Source organism: Anaerolineales bacterium (assembly GCA_015075625.1).
GTDB lineage: Bacteria > Chloroflexota > Anaerolineae > Aggregatilineales > UBA2796 > UBA2796.
The window spans coordinates 1,568,830-1,588,179 of sequence record JABTTZ010000001.1; the positions used below are offsets into that span (position 1 = coordinate 1,568,830).

The window sequence follows — 19,350 nt, forward strand, 5'->3', positions numbered from 1 at the left end:
CGTTCGTTTACCCCTTGATCACCACTGCCTAACCGATTGGTAAGTATATCGTGATAAGCGAGGCTGTCAACCATTAAGGGGTCAATCTACTTGAAAAATACTGTAAGCGCCGGAGGAACGCCCCGCTGCGACCCCGCGCTGATTTCCCCCCGTGCGCCGGCTTGCCTCAAGCACTCCCTAGTGGATCGTGGGTTTGCCTTCTTCCCTTGAAAATCCTTCACACTATCAGTACAATCTTCGCCTCACACACCCCACATTGTGGGTGTTTTTTTGGGTCTGCATCAGGCAGATATAGCAGGAGGAATCCAGTCGAGAATGGCACCACAATTGTTGAAAATTTCTGATCTCGAACGCACCCTGATTTACGGTGTGTTGGGGATCGCCATCGCGGGCATTTTGTACGCGATTTTCCTAGCACTTCAAATTTTGCGGGAGCCGAAAGGCTCAGCGAAGATGCAAGAGGTCTGGAACGATATCCGTCTGGGGGCAAACGCTTACTTGCGTTCCCAACTGCGGATCATCGCCATTTTGATCCTTGTTTTGATGGTGGTTTTGTTCTTCAGTGTCTATATTGTGAAGCCCTCACCCTATTCGGTGCAGCAGTTCTGCCCCGATCTGGCAAAGACGGCGGAAGAAGACTACCTTACAGCAAACCCCTCTGAGGCGCAAATCCTTGCCGACGCCGCTAAACCCGACGCCACCCTAGAAACCCAAAATCGGGCGGCGGCGGTGCGTGGGCAGTTGGAGGCAGCGATCTCCAGAGTTGCCGATCAATGCGAGACGGCGCGGAACAACGTTGCCTTTGGGCGGGCGGGTGGCTTCCTGATGGGGGCGCTCTTTTCGGCTATGGTCGGCTTCATCGGCATGAACATGGCTGTACAGGGCAATGTCCGCGTGGCGGCGGCGGCGGTGGATACCAAGCGCGGCTACAAGGATGCGCTGCGCATCGCCTACCGTTCCGGCACAATCACGGGAATGCTCACCGATGGCTTGGGCTTGTTTGGGGGGACGGTTATTTTCCTCCTGTTTGGCTTGGCATCGCCCGATGCGCTCCTCGGCTTCGGCTTCGGGGGGACACTCCTCGCGCTCTTTATGCGCGTGGGCGGTGGCATTTATACAAAGGCGGCAGACGTTGGCGCTGACCTCGTAGGGAAGGTTGAGGCGGGCTTGCCCGAAGACGATCCCCGCAATGCAGCGGTGATCGCTGACCTCGTGGGCGACAATGTGGGCGACTGCGCAGGTATGGCGGCGGACATCTTCGAGAGCTACGAAGTGACCATCGTCTCGGCGTTGATCCTCGGTTTGGCGCTCTCCTTTGCCACCGGCTCGGTGATCTGGATCATTTTCCCGCTCGTCGTGCGCGGTATCGGCGTGTTGGCGTCGATCATCGGGACGTACTTCGTCCGCAGTTCCAACGAGGAAAAGAACGCCCTCGGCGCGATTTTCCGCGGCTTCTACATCTCGGCGGCAATCAGCATTGTCATGTTCATCATCCTCACCGTCCTCTATATGAAGGGGGCGAACGGCAGCATCATCTGGCAGCCGTTGGCGGCGACGATCATCGGCATTGGCTTGGCAATTGTCATTGAGCGCGTCACGGGGTACTTCACCGATACTGAACACAAGCCGGTGAAGGAAATCGCCCGCAACGCCCAAACGGGACCGGCAACGGTCATCCTCTCTGGGCTTTCCTCTGGCATGGAATCGAGTGTGTGGTCGGTGATTGTCATCGCTGGCAGCATCCTTGGTTCGCTGCTTGTCTTCACCGTTGCGCCGCTGCCCGGCGTCGATGCGTTTTCGGCAATCCTCTACGGTGTTGCCATGACAGGCATTGGCATGTTGACCCTGACGGGGAACAACGTCTCGATGGACGCTTTCGGTCCGATCTCCGACAACGCGCAAGGCGTAGCGGAATTGGCGGGCGAGGCGGACGGCGAGGGCGGCAAGACGCTCGGACAGTTGGACGCGGTGGGCAACACCACGAAGGCGATCACGAAGGGTGTCGCCATCGGCTCGGCGGTCATCGCCGCCGTGTCGCTCTTTGGGGCATTCCTCACCGATACGCGCATTGCCCAATTGGGGGCGGGCGTCACGCCGGAAAAGACCCTCTTTGCGACGGGCATCAACATTGCCGATCCGCTTGTCTTTATCGGGATGCTGATCGGCGGTGGGTTGATCTTCCTCTTTAGCAGCTTGCTCATCGCCAGCGTGAACCGCGCTGCCTTCACGATGATCAACGTCGTCCGCCGCCAGTTGAAACTGCCCGGGATCATGGAAGGCACGGTCAAGCCCGACTATGCCGAGTGCGTCAGCGTCTCTACCCAAGCGGCGCAGCGCGAACTTGTCCCCCTCGGCATTATGGCGATTGCCATTCCGGTGATCGTCGGGTTCATCCTCGGTGCGCCGGCGCTCGGTGGCTTCCTCGCCGGAATCATCCTTGCCGGGCAGTTAATGGCGGTCTTTATGTCCAACGCCGGTGGCGCGTGGGATAACGCCAAGAAGTTTGTCGAAGAAGGGCATTACGGCGGCAAGCGCAGCGAGGCGCATAAGGCAACCGTTGTTGGCGATACCGTTGGGGATCCCTTCAAGGATACGGCGGGTCCGGCGCTGAACCCGATGATCAAGGTGGTCAACCTTGTCTCGCTGCTCGCCGCGCCCATCATCGTCACCTATTTCGCAGGGGTCAAATCCGGCGAAATTTCCACCACGCAAATTGCCGTGTTCGTGATCATGGCGCTGCTCTTTGCGGTGGTCACGTGGGCGGTGTTGCGCAGCAAGCGCGGTGTTGAAGGGGCGGAAGCGGTTGCTCCGGTGGAAGGCGGCGCAGCGTAAGCCTTTTGGCTATGTAGGGGCGATCCAATGTGGTCGCCCGCCGCTAAAGCAGCGGGCTAGGAGTAACCACCCCTTCGGGGCTTGGGAACCCTCACCCCGTCAACAGAGAGAGGGGATGAATTATCCCCCTCTCCTCGCTTGCGTGGGAGAGGGGTGAGGGGTTCTGACCCAAAACCGTAGGGACACCCCCTGGGCGTCCGCCTTGCCTGATCGCCCAACGGCAAAGCGCACCCATCCTACTTCCGCGAGGCGGCAGCAACCATGATCGCCTGAATGCGCTCAACCATCTCCATCGGGTTGGGGTGCAGCCCTTCGATGAGCAAGGCGCTCTCGAAAATCTGCTCAATCAACTGCCCCGCTAAGGTTGGATCGTCCACCGTATCCAGCGCCCGAATCAGCGCATGGCGAGGGTTGATCTCCAAAATCCGCTTGGGGACTTCAAACTGCTCGTTCAGCATCTTATAGACGCGCTCCATATCCGCCCCAAAACCCTGATCGGGGGCGACCAACCGCGCCGGGCTCTCGGTGAGAACTTTCGATTCGCGCACCCCCTGCACACGCTCGCCCAAGACCTCGCCAATCCGTTCGACAAGGGACACCAAGCGGTCTTCGGGGAGCGCCTCGCCGGTTGGGGCGTCCTCGCCCTCGTTGGCGTTGGGGAGGTTGATCTCGGCATCGGCGCCGTTGTGCAGTTTTTTCTCATCAAAGGTGGCAAGGGCATTCACCAAGAAGCCATCAAGTTGTTCGGTCAGCAGCAGGACATCAATGTTCCGCGCCCGGAACACATCAAGGTGCGGGCTGCGCTGGATGATCTTCGGATCATCGCCAAACAGATAGTAAATGTCCGTTTGATCAGCGGGCATGGCGTCTACATAGCCCTGAAGGGAGAGCCACCCCTCTGGGTGTTTTAGGGAGCGGAAGCGGAGCAGTTTCCCCAACCGTTCGCGGTGGGCGGCATCGGTGACGACGCCCTCTTTGATCATCCGCCCGAATTCCTGCCAAAAGGTCGTGTAGCGTTCGGGGTCTTTTTCGGCAATCGATTCCAGTTCCCCGATGATCTTCCCGCTGATGGTCGTCTTAAGGCGCTGCATCATGCGGTTGCTCTGAACCGTCTCGCGGGAGATGTTCAGCGGTAAATCCTCGGAATCAACGACGCCCTCAATGAAGCGCATCCATTCGGGGAGCAGTTCCTTCGCATGTTCTTGAATCAGCACCTTGCGGGCGTAGAGGCGCGGTCCCCCGCTGGCGTCTTGGGTCAGCAAGCCGCGATCCAGTTTGGAGGGGACATAAAGCAGGCTGTAGAACTGCACGGGCGCATCGGCGGCAAGGTGCAGGTGCAGCAGCGGGGCGCCAAAATCATAGGTGATCTGCTTGTAGAATTCGGTATAGTCGTCGGCTGAGACCTCACGGGCGGGGCGTCGCCACAGCGCCGTTTGGGAGTTCGCCACCGTCTCCCCCACATAAATGGGGAAGGCGATGTAATTCGAGTGTTTCTTGATGATTCCCGATAGGCGGTAGTCGGTCAGGAATTCTTCGGCATCCTCTTTCAGGTGGAGCGTGATCGTCGTCCCCCGCTCGGCTTTTTCGGCATCCTCAAGCGTGTAAGAGCCGCTGCCGTCGCTCGTCCATGTGGCGGCAGTGTCGCCCTTGCGGAAAGAGCGCGAGGTGACGACGACGTTATCCGCCACCATAAAGACGGAATAAAAGCCGACGCCAAATTGACCGATGATCTCGTTGTTGGCGTTGCCCCGCTCGCGCATTGCCTTCAGGAAGGACAGCGCCCCAGAGTGGGCAATTGTGCCGAGATTTTCGATCATTTCTTCACGGTTCATCCCGATCCCCGTGTCCTGAATGGTCAGTGTCCGCGTTTCTTTATCGGCGCGGATGCGGATTTCTAGGGGCATCTCAGGATCAAGCAGATCAGCATTGGTAAGCTGCTCAAATTGCAGGCGGTTCAGCGCATCAGAGGCGTTGGACACCAATTCCCGCAGAAAAATATCCCGATCTGTGTACAGGGCGTGCGCCAAGATATGCAGAAGCTGCTGCACCTCGGCGCGGAATTCATAGCGTTGTGTTTGGGCGGCAGTCATAAGCGGTTTACTCCTCAAAAGCAAAATGACGCGAATCAGGTGCCTTTGATCGTAACAAATCGTGGTAGGATTTCCGCTAGAGTTCCGTTAGAGTCACCTCGAAAGGTACATTATGCCCGCTCTGCGGCGTATTCCTCCCGCTGCACTTTACCTTCTCTTGAATGCCGCAACCGCCTTCACCTTTGCAGTGATGTTCACCAGCACGATGCTTTACTACATCACGGTAATTCGGCTCGATCCCTTTCAACTTGTCTTGGTGGGGACGGCGCTTGAAGTCGCCATTTTCCTGTTCGAGATTCCCACCGGCATTGTCGCTGATCTCTACAGCCGCCGTCTTTCAATCATCATCGGCAAAATTGTGATTGGGCTAGGCTATGTCCAGATGGTGTTGATTCCTACCGCTGCTGCTGTCTATATTGGGCAGATTATCTGGGGCTTTGGCTACACCTTCACCAGCGGGGCAACGGATGCGTGGATTGCTGACGAGATCGGGGAGGAACGGGCGGCGGGCTTGTACCTGCGCAGTTCGCAGTTTGGGGCGGCGGCGGGCATTGCTGGAATCGTCGTCGGGATCATTTTGGGAAGCCTTCAGTTGGTTCTCCCTATTTTCGTCGGGGCGATCCTCTCCATCCTCTTGGGCATCTTTTTAGCGCTGAGCATGACCGAGAACGGCTACACACCGAAACCGCGCACCGGGCGTGGACTCTTTGCCCCGCTGACGAACATGCGCGGGACGCTGCGCGATGGGGTGCTTGCCGTCCGCGCCCGTCCGGTGCTGATCACGATTCTGCTGATTACGGTAGTTCATGGGGCGTTCAGCGAGGGCTTTGATCGCCTGTGGCAAAAACACATCATCGATACGGTGGGCTTTCCCGAAACGCCCACCTTGCAGCCTGTGGCATGGTTTGGGCTTCACGCCATTGCTGCCAGTTTGATCGGGATTGGCGCGGCGGAATGGACGCGCCGCCGCGTGAACACCGCTCACCATCGGGCGGTGGCGCGGGCGCTGCTCATCACCAGTGGATTCCTCAGCGCCGCCGTGATCGGCTTTGCCTTTGTGGGAAATTGGTGGGCAGCCGCTCTGATCACGCTGGCAATCAGCGCCTTGCGCACCGTCCACGACCCCCTTACAACGGCGTGGATCAACCAGAGCCTTGACTCGAACAGTCGCGCCACCGTCCTCAGCATGAACGGGCAGGCGGATGCCTTTGGGGAGATGGCGGTAGGTCCCGGTGTGGGGGCGTTTGCCGCACGGTTCAGCGTGCGGGCGGCGCTTGTCTTGGCGGGATTTTTGCTGCTGCCCGCGCTCGGCTTGTATGGGCGGAGTCTGCAAGAGGGGCAAGAAGGGCAAAGCCAGAAAACGGGAAATGCTCTCTAAATCGACGGGCGCAACCAGACGCCCCAGGGGGGTGTCCCTACAGGGATGCGGGGAAGAACGCCCATCCCCTGCCCCTTTCCCCGTAAACAGGGAAAGGGAGGCAAAACAGAGGCGGGGCTTGGAAAGACAAATCGCCCTGTGATGTCGCTGCCTTTCAAGCCCCGTAGGGGTGGTTAATCTTAGCCCGTCCCCTTTAGGGGCGGGCGACAGGGCGCGGCGGCGTCCCTACGCGGTGCGGGGTTATTGGCGCGTGACGCCCCACAAAATGCGCCGAAACCCGTAAAAGAGCGGCGATTCGGGCAGCGCCTCGCGCAGTTTTGCCCGATAGCGCTCCATGAACGCCGGATAAGCATCCCCCAAGCGCTCGGCATAGGGGACGAGCGCCGTCCCCGATGTCCAGTCCGCCACCGCGTCGGCGTCTGCCAAGAGGTGCGGATAGACCTTCTCGAAAACGGTGATTGCTGCTGCCCCCGCCGCGAAAAATAGCTCTGCGTAACGATCTATCTCCAGTACAGCACGGATAGGGATGGGAGACCACCCCCCTAAGTGCGCGGCAAAGGGCGCTTCGGCGGCGGTGTCACGGATCAGGCGGTGCGCCGTGTGGCTGAAGTTATGCGGCATCTGGGCGACGAACTGCCCCCCAGAGCGCACCCGTTGAAACAAACGCGGGATCAGCCGCTGGTGATCGTCCACCCATTGCAGCGCGGCGTGGGAGAAGATCAGATCGTAGTCTGCCTCTCCCTCTCCGCTGGCGAAGTCCTCAATCGACCCCTGTTCAAAGCGCAGACCCGGACGGGCGTGGGGGGCTGCCTTTGCCAACATCTCGGCAGATGAATCTAAGCCAAGCGCATCGCAGTCAGGGAGGGCGTCCGCCAGTCGGCGGGTCAGTTCGCCCGTCCCGCAGCCGAGGTCAACAACGCGCAGCCCCGCCCGCACGGTGACGAGGGCAAGGGCATCCTCAAAGGGGGCGGAACGCTCTTTTTGAAATTGGTGATACCGATCAGGATTCCAGGGCATGGTCGTTAGGTGATCTCTTTCCCCCAAAAAGCGGATATCCCTTCAACGATAACGCATGGGAAAACACGCCACAATAGGTATCGAAAAGAGGGTGCGGGGGATGTCCCCCTTGCTTATTCGCCCCATGCCCTGCTATAGTTTTCCCCTTCACCTCCCCAACGACTTTTAAGGATTTCTCATCTGCGGCGTGTATGATTCACCCGATGAACGGAACACACCAACCTCACCCACCCAATAGCGATACGATTGCCCTGATCGAGGCGGCGAAAGGCGGCGATCAGAGTGCGTATGCGGCGCTCTATGACCAGTTCGCCCCGGGCGTCTATCGCTTGGCATATTCGATCTTGCTTCACAAGCACGATGCCGAGGATGTCATGCAAGAGTCGATGGTTTACGCCTTCCGTGCGCTGCCCGATTACGACTATCGGCGGGCGGGCTTTCGGACGTGGCTCTACCACATCACCGTCAGCCGCTGCCGGAATGCGCGGCGGCGAAAATGGCTGCCCACGGTGCGGCTCTCCCATTTGCTCAGCTTGGGCTTAGAACCCGCTGGCGACGATTCCCCCGATGCCGATGCGGAGTGGAGCAACGCCCGCGAGACTCTGGCGCGTGCTTTTGCCCGTCTTTCCCCCCGCCTGCGGGAGGCGCTCGCCCTGCGCTATGGGAAAGACCTCACCTACCGCGAGATGGCGGATATTTTGGGCTGCCCGCAAAAGACCGCCGAAAGCCGTGTTCGCTTGGCACATCAGGCGCTGCGGGCGGGGTTGAGCGAAGCTGACGCCGCCCTGTTGGAGCAGTTTGCGTATTAGGCATAGGCATGAATAATTCCGTGAAATGCTCTTCCAAACGTCGTTAAGGTGAAAAGGTCTCACTCATGCACATTCGGCGTTCCTTAGATCGCTACCTTCGCCACGAATTGCCCCCCGCTGAACGACAGCGTGTTCAGCAGCATCTTGCCCGCTGCGCCGCCTGCCGCGAGGCGCTTCAGCATGAATCGCGCCTGACGGACGACCTGCGCCATCTCTTGCGGCAAAAAACGACGCCGAAACGGGGACAGTTATCCCGCCTTCTTCCCGCCGTCCTCAGCGCCGCCCGAATGCCCCGCCGCGTCATCTCCCGTTTGGGAAGTTACACAGCGGCATTTGCGGTGATGATCGTCAGCACAATTCTGACCTCCGCCATTTTGGGTGCGTCGGTCAGCGCCGTTGCCGCGCCACTTCAGCCCATTCCCGCTGAGGTGCAGGCGACATGGACGCCCATCGTCACCGAGCCGCCCGTTGGCTACCTTGAAGGGACAGACGTCGCGCCGCTGCCCAGCCTTGCCGCTTATGCGCCGCCTACCGTCCAGCCGCCGGGACCCTCACCCGTCCCGCCCGCCGCCCGTAACCGTTAAGCCGTGCCACACGGTCTGTATCAGAAATCAACCTTAAGGTAATCATGACGACTCTTCCCGCCCCTAACGACCCAACCTATATCCGCGAGGATGGCGCCGCGCCGCTGAATGCCGCCCTTTCCCGCACCTATACGATCAACTGGGAACTCGCCTTTTACGCGGTGATCCTTGTCTTGGCGATTTTCACGCGGTTTGTCAACCTCGGTGATCGCGTCATGAGCCATGACGAGAGCTTGCACACAAAATACAGTTGGGATTTATTCGCGAAGGGTATTTACCTGCATACGCCGCTTATGCATGGACCCGTGTTGTTCCACATGACGGCGCTCGATTACTTCCTCTTTGGCGATAGCGATTTCAGCGCCCGCATCTACCCCGCTGTGTTGGGGGTGATCATGGTGCTGATGCCGCCGCTGCTGTTCAGGCGGTGGCTAAAACCGTATGGGGCGATGGCGGCGTCCGTCTTTATTCTGATCAGTCCGATGCTGCTCTATCACCATCGCTACATACGGGAGGACACGCCCGCCATTTTCTTCACCATCCTGATGGTCTACGCCATGTTCGCTTATGTCGATGGCATTCGCCCCCGTCAGGTCTTCCATCTTCTGCTGCTCTCGGCGGCAATGCTGCTCAACCTTGCTTCCAAAGAGACGGCGTTTATGTACGTCCTCATCTTTGTCTTGTTCGCCGGCTTGATCGTCGTCTTTAACATGGGACAAGGCTGGCTGCGCGGGGAACTGAGCAAAGCAGCGGGTTGGACGCTGATTGGGACGCTCGTCTTGCCCCTCGCTGGCATTGGTTCCACGGTGCTGCTCGTCGTCATTGATCTGCGTAACAAGCTCCCCGTCGAGGGAATCACGCTTTGGGAAGGGGCAACACTGTCCCAAGATGCGCTGCTGATGTCGGCAACCATCCTAATCGGCGTTCCAATGGCGCTGTTCATCAGCTTGGGCGCCTTGTTCGTCTACCGCGTTTTGTGGGCGGGCTTGCTGCACCAGCCGATCACCCCGCTTGTCCGCGAGATCGGGCGGCGCGGCGATTCGTGGCTGCGGATCGTCCTTGTCGGCGTCCTGATGGGGACAACTGCCGCCCTGATTATGACCAATTTCCTCAGCATCCTGACGCCAGAATCAATCCGCCAATCGCAAGAAGCGTGGGCAACCTACGAGACAAATCTGGCAACGCTCCCGCCGCCAGTGGAAGGGGGGGCGCCCGCCATTCCGCCCCCTTCGCAAATGCACCCCACCGACATGATCACCCGCTTGGTCTTTTGGATCGCTTTGCTCGTCTTTAGCCTAACCTTCATCCTTTTGGCGACGGCGGCGGTTCGGTTTTACCGCTTGCCACAAGTCCCCTGGGCGGACATTATGGCGATCATCGCCATTGCCGCCGCCGTCTGTTTGGTCCTCATTTTCGTTGAAGAACGCAGCCGCATTGTCAAGGAAAACAACCCGCCTGTTTTCGATAACATGTGGATTTTTGGCTCGTGGGTGGTGGCGATTCTGGCAATCGCCGGAATCGCTTTCTTGCGCGTCCGCACGACGTTCTGGCAAGAGATGCGCCGCTACCCGATGTTTGACATTCTGATCCTCTTGGCAACCTTGATCTTGCCCTGGTCTGCCGCGCTGCCTATTTATCAGGCGGGCTACCCCCTGGATGGCGGCTTTTCCGATCCCAACTTAGTCAGCGCCTGCATCCTCGGTTTGATTCCCTTTGTGGCAGTCTCGGCGGCGGCGGGGCTGGCGTGGCGTCCGGGCGTATGGGTGCTGTGTGTGGGGGTCTTTTACGCCATTTTCGCCTTCTTCTACACCACCGTGTTCACCAACCCAGAAGGGGTGTTCACGGGGATCGTCGGCTCGCTTGGCTACTGGCTGGAACAGCAGGGCGTCCGGCGCGGCAGCCAACCACAGTACTACTACATGATCATCCAACTGCCCATCTACGAATTTCTGCCCGTCATTGGCTCGGCACTGGCGGGGGTGGTGGGCTTAGGGGCGTTTTGGAAGTTCCGGGCGGGGCGCACCCGCGAGGCGCTCAACGCCGCCGCAGAGGGTGGTGAAGCGCTCCACACGCGAACGACATCCTTCATGAAACACGCGCCCTTAGCGGAAGAAGCCCTCAGCGAGGACGCCGAGAACCTGAAACACGACGCCGAATCAAGCGCGGTTGATCTTGAACAACTGGCGCAGGACGGCGCTGCCATACCGCTGGTAGGGGAAGCCTACCGGCTTTGGGGCGAAAAGGAAAAAGAGAAACCCAAACGCGGCGAAGGGCTGCTTGGCACAGAAGTGATTGCCCACGTAGTGAACATTCCCGCTGAGGAAATGGCAAAACCGCACTTCCTCACCTTTGTTGGCTATTGGGCGCTGCTGATCCTTCTCGCCCTGACGCTCTCTGGCGAGAAAATGCCCTGGCTCACCACCCACATCACCCTGCCGATGTGCCTGCTCACCGGCTGGTATACCGGACTTCTCTTAGAAAAGGTGAATTGGACAACCTTCTGGCGGGGGACATGGGCGCTGGTGATCCTTGTCCCCATCCTGATTGTGGGCGTTGTTAGCATCCTCAGCCCGTTCGTCACCGGAAATTCGCCTTTTGATCAGTTGGCATTGGCAAACCAATCGCGCACGCTCACCTGGCTTGGCACAATCCTCCTCAGTGGCGTGTTGGTCTACGCCATTTACCGCCTGTGGCGGGGGGCTGGCACAGGGCAAATGATCCGCGTCGGAATGATCGGCGTGATCACCCTGCTGGGGTTCGTCACGGCGCGGGCGGCGTTCATGGCAGCCTATCAAAACTACGACTCGGCGCGGGAATTCATGGTCTATGCCCATTCCGCCCCGTCCAACAAGGAAATCTTGAACGATCTGGAATACATCAGCCGCCGCACAACAGACGGGCTGAAACTCTCGATGGCATATGACAACCTTGTTTCGTGGCCCGGCTCGTGGTACTTCCGCAATTTCCCCAATGGGCGTTATATTGGCGAGGCGGATAATGTGGGCGACATTGAACAGCATGTGGCAATCGTCGTTGGGGAGGCAAACGCCCGCAAGATTGAGCCGCTGTTGGGGAACAAATACTACAAACGGAGCTATGTCCGCTTGTGGTGGCCCATGCAAGAATACTTTGGGCTGACGCTGAAGCGCGTGGACGATGCGCTTGGCGATGGGCAGATGCGCCAAGCCATGTGGGACATCTGGCTCAACCGCGATTACACCCGCTATACACAGGCTTACCAACGCATGACGGGCGATACGAACACGAAGTTTGAAGAAGATACGTGGCCCGTCTCAGATCGCGTCGTTTTGTTCATCCGCAAGGATGTTGCCGCGCAGATTTGGGATTTCGGCGTGGGTGGGGCAGAGGTCGGCGGCTTGCCGGCGGATCAGTTTGCCAACCGCCGCTGCGACACCTGCACCGCAGAGATCATCTTGCGCAACCCTACCTCCCCGATGCTTAACCCGCGTGGGGTGGCAACCGATAGACAGGGCAACCTCTACATTGCCGATAGTCAAAATGCCCGCATCCTCATCTATAACGAATTTGGCGTCCTCCAGCGTCAGTTTGGCACGGCGACAGTCACCAACGCCCAGAACGCCCTCCCCGAAATTGGGACGTTCCGCGAGCCGTGGGGAATTGCCGTAGCAAACGATGGGACGATCTTCGTCGCAGACACCTGGAATCACCGCGTGCAGGTCTTTGCCCCCGATGGCACGCCGCTGCGCACCTGGGGGACGTTTGGGCAGGCGGATGCCAGTGCGCCCGCCAGCGTCGCCAACCCGCAGGCGTTCTACGGTCCGCGTGCCATTGCGGTGGATGCTAAAAATCACGTCTATGTTGCCGATACGGGCAACATGCGGATTCGCGTTTACACCGGCGAGGGGTCTTTCCTCTATGATATTGGCATGAAGGGGCAGCAGGCGGGGCAAATGTATGAACCCGTTGGCGTGGCGGTGAACAACCGCACCGAAGAACTCTTTGTGGCAAACACCTGGAACAAGCGCATTGATGTGTTCACCCTCGGCGGGATGCATCTGCGCTCGTGGGAGGTGCAGGGCTGGTATGCCACAACGCCCACCGCCGACAGCGGCAACCGTCCGTATCTGGCGTTGGACGATACGGGGACGTATCTCCTCGTCACCGACCCCGATGCCGGGCGCGTCCTCGTCTATGACACCTTAGGAACGCCCGTTTTGTCCTTTGGGCGCTCTGGCGTCGCCCCCTTTGAGTCCGGCAATGAGTTCGGCGCACTAGGCGGAATCACAGTGGATATGCAAGGGCGTATCTATCTGGCGGATGCGGGCGGAGCGCGGGTGCTGCGCTTCCCGTTGGCGCGGCTGCCCGGTTTAGTCCGTCCGGTCAGCGGGCTGTTCCCGCCCACCGAGACCACGCCAGAGGCAGCCAGCCCCACCCCGGACGACTTCTAGGTTCTGTTGTATAGTGTAATTCCTGTAGGGGCGCAAGGTATTGCGCCCAGCGCCGCCCGTGAACACCCGCTGCTTTAGCAGCGGGCTAAGAGCAGCCACCCCTTCGGGGCTTGGAAACCCTAATCCCCACCCCGTAAACAAAGAGAGGGGTTCTGAACCAAAACGTCAACACAGCCTAGAAGTCCGCGCACCGCGTAGGGACGCCCACTTGGGGGCGTCCGCGTCTTACCTCTTAGCGCCCGTCGCCGGTCGGTATCCGCCTTCCCCCTAGATTCCCCTTCCCCACTTATGGTATACTTCTTCCAACAATCTATAGCCAATAACTTCGACAGAGAAGAGTAGGCACTACGTCGCGTTTCCAGAGAGGCACGCCCACTGGCTGAAAGGCGTCCCGCGAACGATGCCGAACGTCGCTCCCGATCATGTTGATGCACCGAACACCGTCCATCGGCTTGAAGTGCGTCCGGGTTCGCCCGTTATCGCGCTGAATGAGCGTCCTCATACCACCTAGCGGGGTGTGGGGAAAGCAAGGTGGTACCGCGAAGGCAGTTTCAACGCCTTTCGTCCTTGAATGAGACGAAGGGCGTTTTTTATTGGGAGTCTCCATGTTCAAATTCCTAAGTGGGGGAAGGCAAAATCACTCTATGACGCTCAGCCCAGACGACAGCGACTCCGACCCGCTGCCCATGACGCAGGCGGATACGAACGCCTTCTACGACGCCATTGCCGGCGATTACACCTACTTCTACCGCGATTGGCAAGCGACGCTGGAACGAGAAGGCGGGGCGCTGCGGCGCATCTTCCGCGAAAAAGGCGGGGCGGGCGGCATTAAGACCGTCCTAGACGCTTCGTGCGGGGTGGGGACACAAGCGATTCCGCTCGCCCGCTTCGATTTTGAGGTGACCGCCGCCGACCCTAGCCCAAAGATGCTGGCAAAGGCGCGGGAAAACGCCGCTGCTTTTGGGGTGTTGGACGATATCACCTTCCTCACTGCCGATTTTCTCTCCCTTCCGACAAAGCTCGTCAGCGGCTTTGATGCGGTGATCACGAAAGGGAACGCCCTTCCGCACCTGATCAGCGATGCCGAGATTCTGGCGGCGCTGCGGGGCTTTTACAGCCTCTTGCGCCCCGGCGGGATCGTCCTCATCGGGATGCGTGATTTTGATATTTTGTTAGAGGATCGTCCGCGCTTCATCCCCCGCCATGTCCATGACGAGGCAGCGCGAGAGGTGATCCTCTTTGATCTATGGGATTGGCGCGATACCGACCCGATCACCGTCACCTTCAACACCTTCATCGTCAGCGGCAAGGGTGATCAGTGGTCTGTCACCCGTCACCCCGTCCTTTACCGCGCCTTACGCCGCGCCGAACTGGAGGCGCTGCTTGCCGAGGCGGGCTTTGCCGATATTCAAACACAAACACAGACATGGGAACTTGTGATCACGGGGAGGAAACCGGAATGACCGACACGACAAACCCGCAGACAAAAACGCCAAGCGCCGACAGTGCCTTGGAAATGCCCAAAAACTTCGATTTTGCCGAGGCAGAGCCGCGCCTTTATGCGGCATGGGAACAGGGCGGCTATTTCAAGCCGGAAAGCGCCCCCCCCGATGCGAAACCCTTCGTCATCGCCATTCCCCCCCCAACGTGACGGGCGAACTTCATCAGGGTCACGCCATGTTTGTCAGCCTTGAGGATTACATGATCCGCGTGGAGCGAATGCGCGGCAAGGCGGCGCTGTGGATTCCCGGCACCGATCACGCAGGCATTGCCACCCAATTACAGGTGGAACGGCTGTTAGCCAAAGAGGGCATTCACCGCCAAGACATTGGGCGGGAAGAATTCCTCAAACGGGCCTGGACATGGAAAGAAAAATATGGGGGGACAATCATTCACCAACTGCGCAAACTGGGCGCAAGCTGCGATTGGGATCGCCTTCGCTTCACCCTTGATGAGTCGCTCTCGAAGGCGGTGCGCGAGGCGTTCGTCACGCTCTGGGAGCAAGGGCTGCTCTATCGCGGTCCGCGCCTGATCAACTGGTCGCCCGGTCTGCAAACTGCCGTCAGCGATCTGGAGGTGGAATACAGCGACGAAGCCGCCACCTTGTATTACTTCACTTACCGCATCGAGGACAGCGATCAGGGGATTCCGGTGGCAACCACCCGCCCTGAAACGATCCTCGGTGATGTGGCGGTGGCGGTGCATCCCGATGATGACCGCTACAAAGCCCTGATCGGGCGCTATGCCCTTGTCCCCATCCTGAACCGGCGCATCCCCGTGATCGCTGAAGAACAGGTGGATCGGGAGTTCGGCACGGGGGCGCTCAAGGTGACGCCCGGACATGACTTCACCGATTACGAGATTGGCAAGCGCCACAATTTGCCGATCCTGAACATCATGAACAAAGATGCCACGCTGAACGAATATGCCGGACCATACGCCGGACTCAGCCGCGAGGCTGCCCGCGAAACGCTCTGGGCAGATATGACCGCGGCGGGGCTGACGATCAAAACCGAACCCTATATGCGCACGACGCCGCGCAGCCAACGTGGGGGCGAGATTGTCGAGCCGCTGATCAGCGAGCAGTGGTTTGTGACGATGGAGCCGCTGGCACGCAAGGCGATTGACGCCGTGCGCGACGGGCGAATCAAGATCGTGCCGGAGCGCTTTGAGAAAGTCTATTACAACTGGTTGGAGAACATCAAGGATTGGTGCATCAGCCGCCAATTGTGGTGGGGGCATCGCATCCCGGCGTGGTACGACAGCGAGGGGAACACCTACGTGGTGCGTGATGAAAGCGACCTTCCCCAACGCGACGACCTCCGCCAAGATGAGGATGTGCTGGATACGTGGTTCAGCAGCGGCTTGTGGCCCTTCAGCACGCTTGGCTACCCGGACGAAACGCCCGATTTGGCGCGGTATTACCCGACAGATATTTTGGAGACGGGCTACGACATCCTCTTTTTCTGGGTGGCGCGGATGATCATGTCTGGCTTGTGGTTCACCGACAAAATCCCCTTCCACACCGTCTATCTGCACGGCTTGGTACGCGACGAACACGGCGAGAAGATGAGCAAGATGAAAGGAAATGTCATTGACCCGCTGCTGGTGACGGCAAAATATGGCACGGATTCGCTGCGTTTTGCGCTGCTCACGGGCGGAACGCCCGGCAGCGACATGAACCTCAGCGAGACGGCGATTGAGTACAGCCGTAACTTTGGCAACAAACTGTGGCAGTTGGCGCGTCTGGTGGTGAGTAACCTTGCCGAAGAAGCTGATCTGACGCTCCCCGCACCGGAACGCCTTGATCTGCCCTCGGCGTGGATTCTCTCGCGGCTGAATGGTGTTGTGGCAACGGTGAACCGCCTCTACGACTCCTATCAATATGGCGAGGGCGGGCGGCAAATCCGCGATTTTCTGTGGGACGACTTTGCCAGTTGGTATGTGGAGATCAGCAAAAACGCCTTGTATGGTGGCGAGGCAGCAGCAAAGCGCGATACCCGTGCTGTGCTGCACCATGTGATTGATACGGCGCTGCGTCTGCTGCACCCCTACCTACCGTTCATCACCGAGGAAGTGTGGCGCTACCTTCCCAAGCGCGAAAAACCGTTGATCATCAACACCTATCCCACCGCCGACGAAGGCTATCGAAACGAAGGGGCAGAGGCAGCCTTCAGCCAGATTCAAGACCTGATCGTGAAAATCCGTAACACGCGGGCAACCTATGCTGTCGATCCGGGCAAGCGCATTAGCGCTCTTTTAAGCGGGGAGTCGGCGGAGCGGATCGCCGCGCAGACGGTCATTTTCTCCCGTTTGTGCAATGTCGAGCGGCTGGATGTCCTCAGCGGCGCTGCGCCAGAGCAGGCGGCGGCGGTGGTTTCCGGCGACACGACGCTTTACCTCCCCCTTGCCGGCATGGTTGATTTGGCGGCAGAGCGGGAGCGGCTCTCCAAAGAATTGGCGGCGCTCAGCGCACAGATTGAGAAAGCGAAGGCAATGTTGGGTAATGAACAGTTCGTCGCCCGCGCCAAACCAGAGGTGGTGGACAAAGAACGGGCGAAACTGAACGATCTGACTCAGGCACGCGCCAGTGTGGAGGAACGCCTGAAGGGGCTGTAAACCCTAGTGATCCCGCCGCTAAAGCAGCGGGCTGAAACTGACCACCCCTTCGGGGCTTGAAGGCAAATGCCGCACGGTGTATTCCGCTTTAAGCCCGCGCCCTCGCCGCCTGTGATCGCCCGCCGCTAAAGCAGCGGGCTGAAAGTAGCCACCCCTTCGGGGCTTGAAGGCAAATGCCGCACGGTGTATTCCGTTTTAAGCCCGCGCCTCGCCAGCTGTGATCGCCCGCCGCTAAAGCAGCGGGCTGAAAGTAGCCACCCCTTCGGGGCTTGAAGGCAAATGCCGCACGGTGTATTCCGTTTTAAGCCCCAACGGGGTGATTATGTCTAGCGCGGGCGTTTTAACCCCGCGCCCTCCCCGCATCCCGCCCAGACAACCGCCCGCCGCTAAAGCAGCGGGCTGAAACTGACCACCCCTTCGGGGCCAAATGCCGCACGGTGTATTCCGCTTAAGCCCCAACGGGTGATTATGTCTAGCGCGGGCGTTTTGCCCGCGCCCTCCCCGCATCCTGCCCAGACAACCGCCCGCCGCCAGCAGCGGGCTGAATTGACCACCTGGGGCTTGAAGGCAAATGCCGCACGGTGTATTCCGCTTTAAGCCCCAGCGGGGTGGCGCTAGCGCGGGCGTTTTAACCCCGCGCCCTCGCCGCATCCCGCCCAGACAACCGCCCGCCGCTAAAGCAGCGGGCTGAAAGTAGCCACCCCTTCGGGGCTTGAAGGCAAATGCCGCACGGTGTATTCCGTTTTAAGCCCCAACGGGGTGATCATGTCTAGCGCGGGCGTTTTAACCCCGCGCCCTCCCCGCATCCCGCCCAGACAGCCGCCCGCCGCTAAAGCAGCGGGCTGAAACTGACCACCCCTTCGGGGCTTGAAAACCCTCACCCCCTCGCCCCTGTTTGTCGGTACACTCTTCCCCCACAATGAGGATCACTTTTCTCTAGAGTTCTCTCTTTCTCTATGGAGCGTGTTTATGTCCGCCCTTTATGCCGCCCGTTTGGAAAAACTGTACGGGCTGTTTGGTTTTGACCGCGCCGCTGTTGATGTGATTGCCCTTATTGGGGCAACAAACTTAGCCTACCTGACGGGTGTCCCTTTTGAACCGAGTTCGCGCCCGCTGTTTGCCTTTTTCCGTCCGGGGAAAACGCCCGCTGTCGTCATTCCCGCGCTTGAATTCCCCAAACTAGAGCATAACGCCCCATATGCGATGGAATTTTTCACATGGACAGACGCCGAGGGGGTTGATGTGGGCATGGAACGCGCCATGCGTGAACTGCGCCTGTTCGGGAACAAGATCGGTGTGGAGGGAATGAAAATGCGCTATGCCGAGGGGCAGCTTCTCCAGCGGCACGCTCACCCCGTTGAGATTCGGAATATTGAGGGATGGTTGGCGAAACTGCGCGTTCACAAAGACGCTGCTGAGATCGACGCCATGCGGCGGGCAATCCGCGCCAGCGAAGCCGCCCTTGCCGAGATCATCGCCCAGGTGCGTCCGGGCATGACGGAAGTGCAGATCGCCCGCCGTTTGGAGATGGCGCAAGCCGATCATGGCGGGCAGGGGAATGCCTTTGAAACTACTGTCTTGTCCGGGGCGAAATCTGCCCTTCCGCACGGCAACACCGCGGCTGAACCTGTCCGCGAGGGGGAATTTCTGCTCTTTGATTTTGGAACGAAGGTAGACGGCTATTGCAGCGACATTACACGCACCTTTGTGGTGGGGACGCCCCGCGATGAACTCGTGCGCATCTATGAGGCGGTGTTGGGGGCAAACGAGGCAGGGCGCAAGGCAGCCCGTCCGGGCGTCCCTGCCCAAGAAGTAGACCGCGCCGCCCGCAAGGTCATTGAGGACGCTGGCTTTGGGCAGTACTTCATCCACCGCACCGGACACGGCTTGGGGATGGACGTTCACGAAGAACCGTACATTCGGGAAGGAAATGAGATACTTCTTGAGGCGGGGCATGTCCATACCATAGAGCCGGGCGTTTACATTCCGGGCGTGGGCGGCGTGCGCATTGAGGACGATATGTGGATCACCGAGGACGGAGCGGAATCGTTGACGAACTTCCCCCGTGAATTGCAGCGTATTGGAGGCTGA

General features: G+C 59.4%; 10 protein-coding genes and 1 pseudogene. 8 read left to right on the forward strand and 3 right to left on the reverse strand.

All coding sequences use genetic code 11. The features are described from left to right. Nucleotides 1–315: 315 nt before the first annotated feature. Nucleotides 316–2,832: a sodium-translocating pyrophosphatase gene (locus tag HS103_06585; GenBank protein MBE7512463.1), complete on the forward strand. Its 2,517-nt coding sequence runs from the start codon at nucleotides 316–318 to the stop codon at nucleotides 2,830–2,832. Between the two features lie 236 nt (nucleotides 2,833–3,068). Here the strand turns inward: HS103_06585 and htpG are convergent, their stop codons facing one another. Then, nucleotides 3,069–4,922 (reverse strand): molecular chaperone HtpG, encoded by a 1,854-nt coding sequence (gene htpG, locus HS103_06590; GenBank protein ID MBE7512464.1) that lies wholly within the window; start codon nucleotides 4,920–4,922, stop codon nucleotides 3,069–3,071. Between the two features lie 112 nt (nucleotides 4,923–5,034). Between htpG and HS103_06595 the strand changes: the two genes are divergently transcribed. Continuing rightward, a complete protein-coding gene (locus HS103_06595; GenBank protein ID MBE7512465.1) occupies nucleotides 5,035–6,300 on the forward strand; it encodes an MFS transporter in 1,266 nt (421 codons plus the stop codon). A 240-nt stretch (nucleotides 6,301–6,540) separates the two neighbouring features. On the opposite strand, the gene HS103_06600 is transcribed toward HS103_06595, so the two are convergent. Beyond that, nucleotides 6,541–7,317 carry a methyltransferase domain-containing protein gene (locus HS103_06600; GenBank protein ID MBE7512466.1) on the reverse strand — a complete coding sequence of 259 codons (777 nt, stop codon included), beginning with the start codon at nucleotides 7,315–7,317 and terminating at the stop codon, nucleotides 6,541–6,543. 203 nt (nucleotides 7,318–7,520) lie between these two features. Here HS103_06600 and HS103_06605 point away from each other — a divergent pair, with 203 nt between their 5' ends. The 5 genes and pseudogenes from HS103_06605 (at nucleotide 7,521) to HS103_06625 (ending at nucleotide 17,259) form a co-directional block, all read left to right on the forward strand. Continuing rightward, a complete protein-coding gene (locus HS103_06605; GenBank protein MBE7512467.1) occupies nucleotides 7,521–8,126 on the forward strand; it encodes an RNA polymerase sigma factor in 606 nt (201 codons plus the stop codon). A gap of 65 nt (nucleotides 8,127–8,191) precedes the next feature. After that, a complete protein-coding gene (locus HS103_06610) occupies nucleotides 8,192–8,710 on the forward strand; it encodes a zf-HC2 domain-containing protein (protein ID MBE7512468.1) in 519 nt (172 codons plus the stop codon). Between the two features lie 44 nt (nucleotides 8,711–8,754). Beyond that, a complete protein-coding gene (locus HS103_06615) occupies nucleotides 8,755–13,140 on the forward strand; it encodes a TIGR03663 family protein (protein ID MBE7512469.1) in 4,386 nt (1,461 codons plus the stop codon). A gap of 644 nt (nucleotides 13,141–13,784) precedes the next feature. Beyond that, entirely contained in the window at nucleotides 13,785–14,603 is an 819-nt protein-coding gene (locus tag HS103_06620) for a class I SAM-dependent methyltransferase (protein MBE7512470.1), read from the forward strand. Continuing rightward, nucleotides 14,600–17,259, forward strand: a pseudogene (locus HS103_06625) (valine--tRNA ligase). The gene HS103_06620 and the pseudogene HS103_06625 overlap by 4 nt, the downstream one beginning before the upstream one ends. A gap of 674 nt (nucleotides 17,260–17,933) precedes the next feature. On the opposite strand, the gene HS103_06630 reads toward HS103_06625, so the two are convergent. Beyond that, entirely contained in the window at nucleotides 17,934–18,140 is a 207-nt protein-coding gene (locus HS103_06630; GenBank protein ID MBE7512471.1) for a hypothetical protein, read from the reverse strand. Nucleotides 18,141–18,228: 88 nt separating this feature from the next. Here HS103_06630 and HS103_06635 point away from each other — a divergent pair, with 88 nt between their 5' ends. Beyond that, nucleotides 18,229–19,350 carry an aminopeptidase P family protein gene (locus HS103_06635; GenBank protein ID MBE7512472.1) on the forward strand — a complete coding sequence of 374 codons (1,122 nt, stop codon included), beginning with the start codon at nucleotides 18,229–18,231 and terminating at the stop codon, nucleotides 19,348–19,350.

Bases quoted from the DNA above. Each gene is read 5' to 3' on its own strand.
- HS103_06615 (MBE7512469.1), top strand. From the start codon at position 8,755: ATGACGACTCTTCCCGCCCCTAACGACCCAACCTATATCCGCGAGGAT.
- htpG (MBE7512464.1), bottom strand. From the start codon at position 4,922: ATGACTGCCGCCCAAACACAACGCTATGAATTCCGCGCCGAGGTGCAG.
- HS103_06595 (MBE7512465.1), top strand. From the start codon at position 5,035: ATGCCCGCTCTGCGGCGTATTCCTCCCGCTGCACTTTACCTTCTCTTG.
- HS103_06585 (MBE7512463.1), top strand. From the start codon at position 316: ATGGCACCACAATTGTTGAAAATTTCTGATCTCGAACGCACCCTGATT.
- HS103_06610 (MBE7512468.1), top strand. From the start codon at position 8,192: ATGCACATTCGGCGTTCCTTAGATCGCTACCTTCGCCACGAATTGCCC.
- HS103_06600 (MBE7512466.1), bottom strand. From the start codon at position 7,317: ATGCCCTGGAATCCTGATCGGTATCACCAATTTCAAAAAGAGCGTTCC.
- HS103_06620 (MBE7512470.1), top strand. From the start codon at position 13,785: ATGACGCTCAGCCCAGACGACAGCGACTCCGACCCGCTGCCCATGACG.
- HS103_06605 (MBE7512467.1), top strand. From the start codon at position 7,521: ATGAACGGAACACACCAACCTCACCCACCCAATAGCGATACGATTGCC.
- HS103_06635 (MBE7512472.1), top strand. From the start codon at position 18,229: ATGTCCGCCCTTTATGCCGCCCGTTTGGAAAAACTGTACGGGCTGTTT.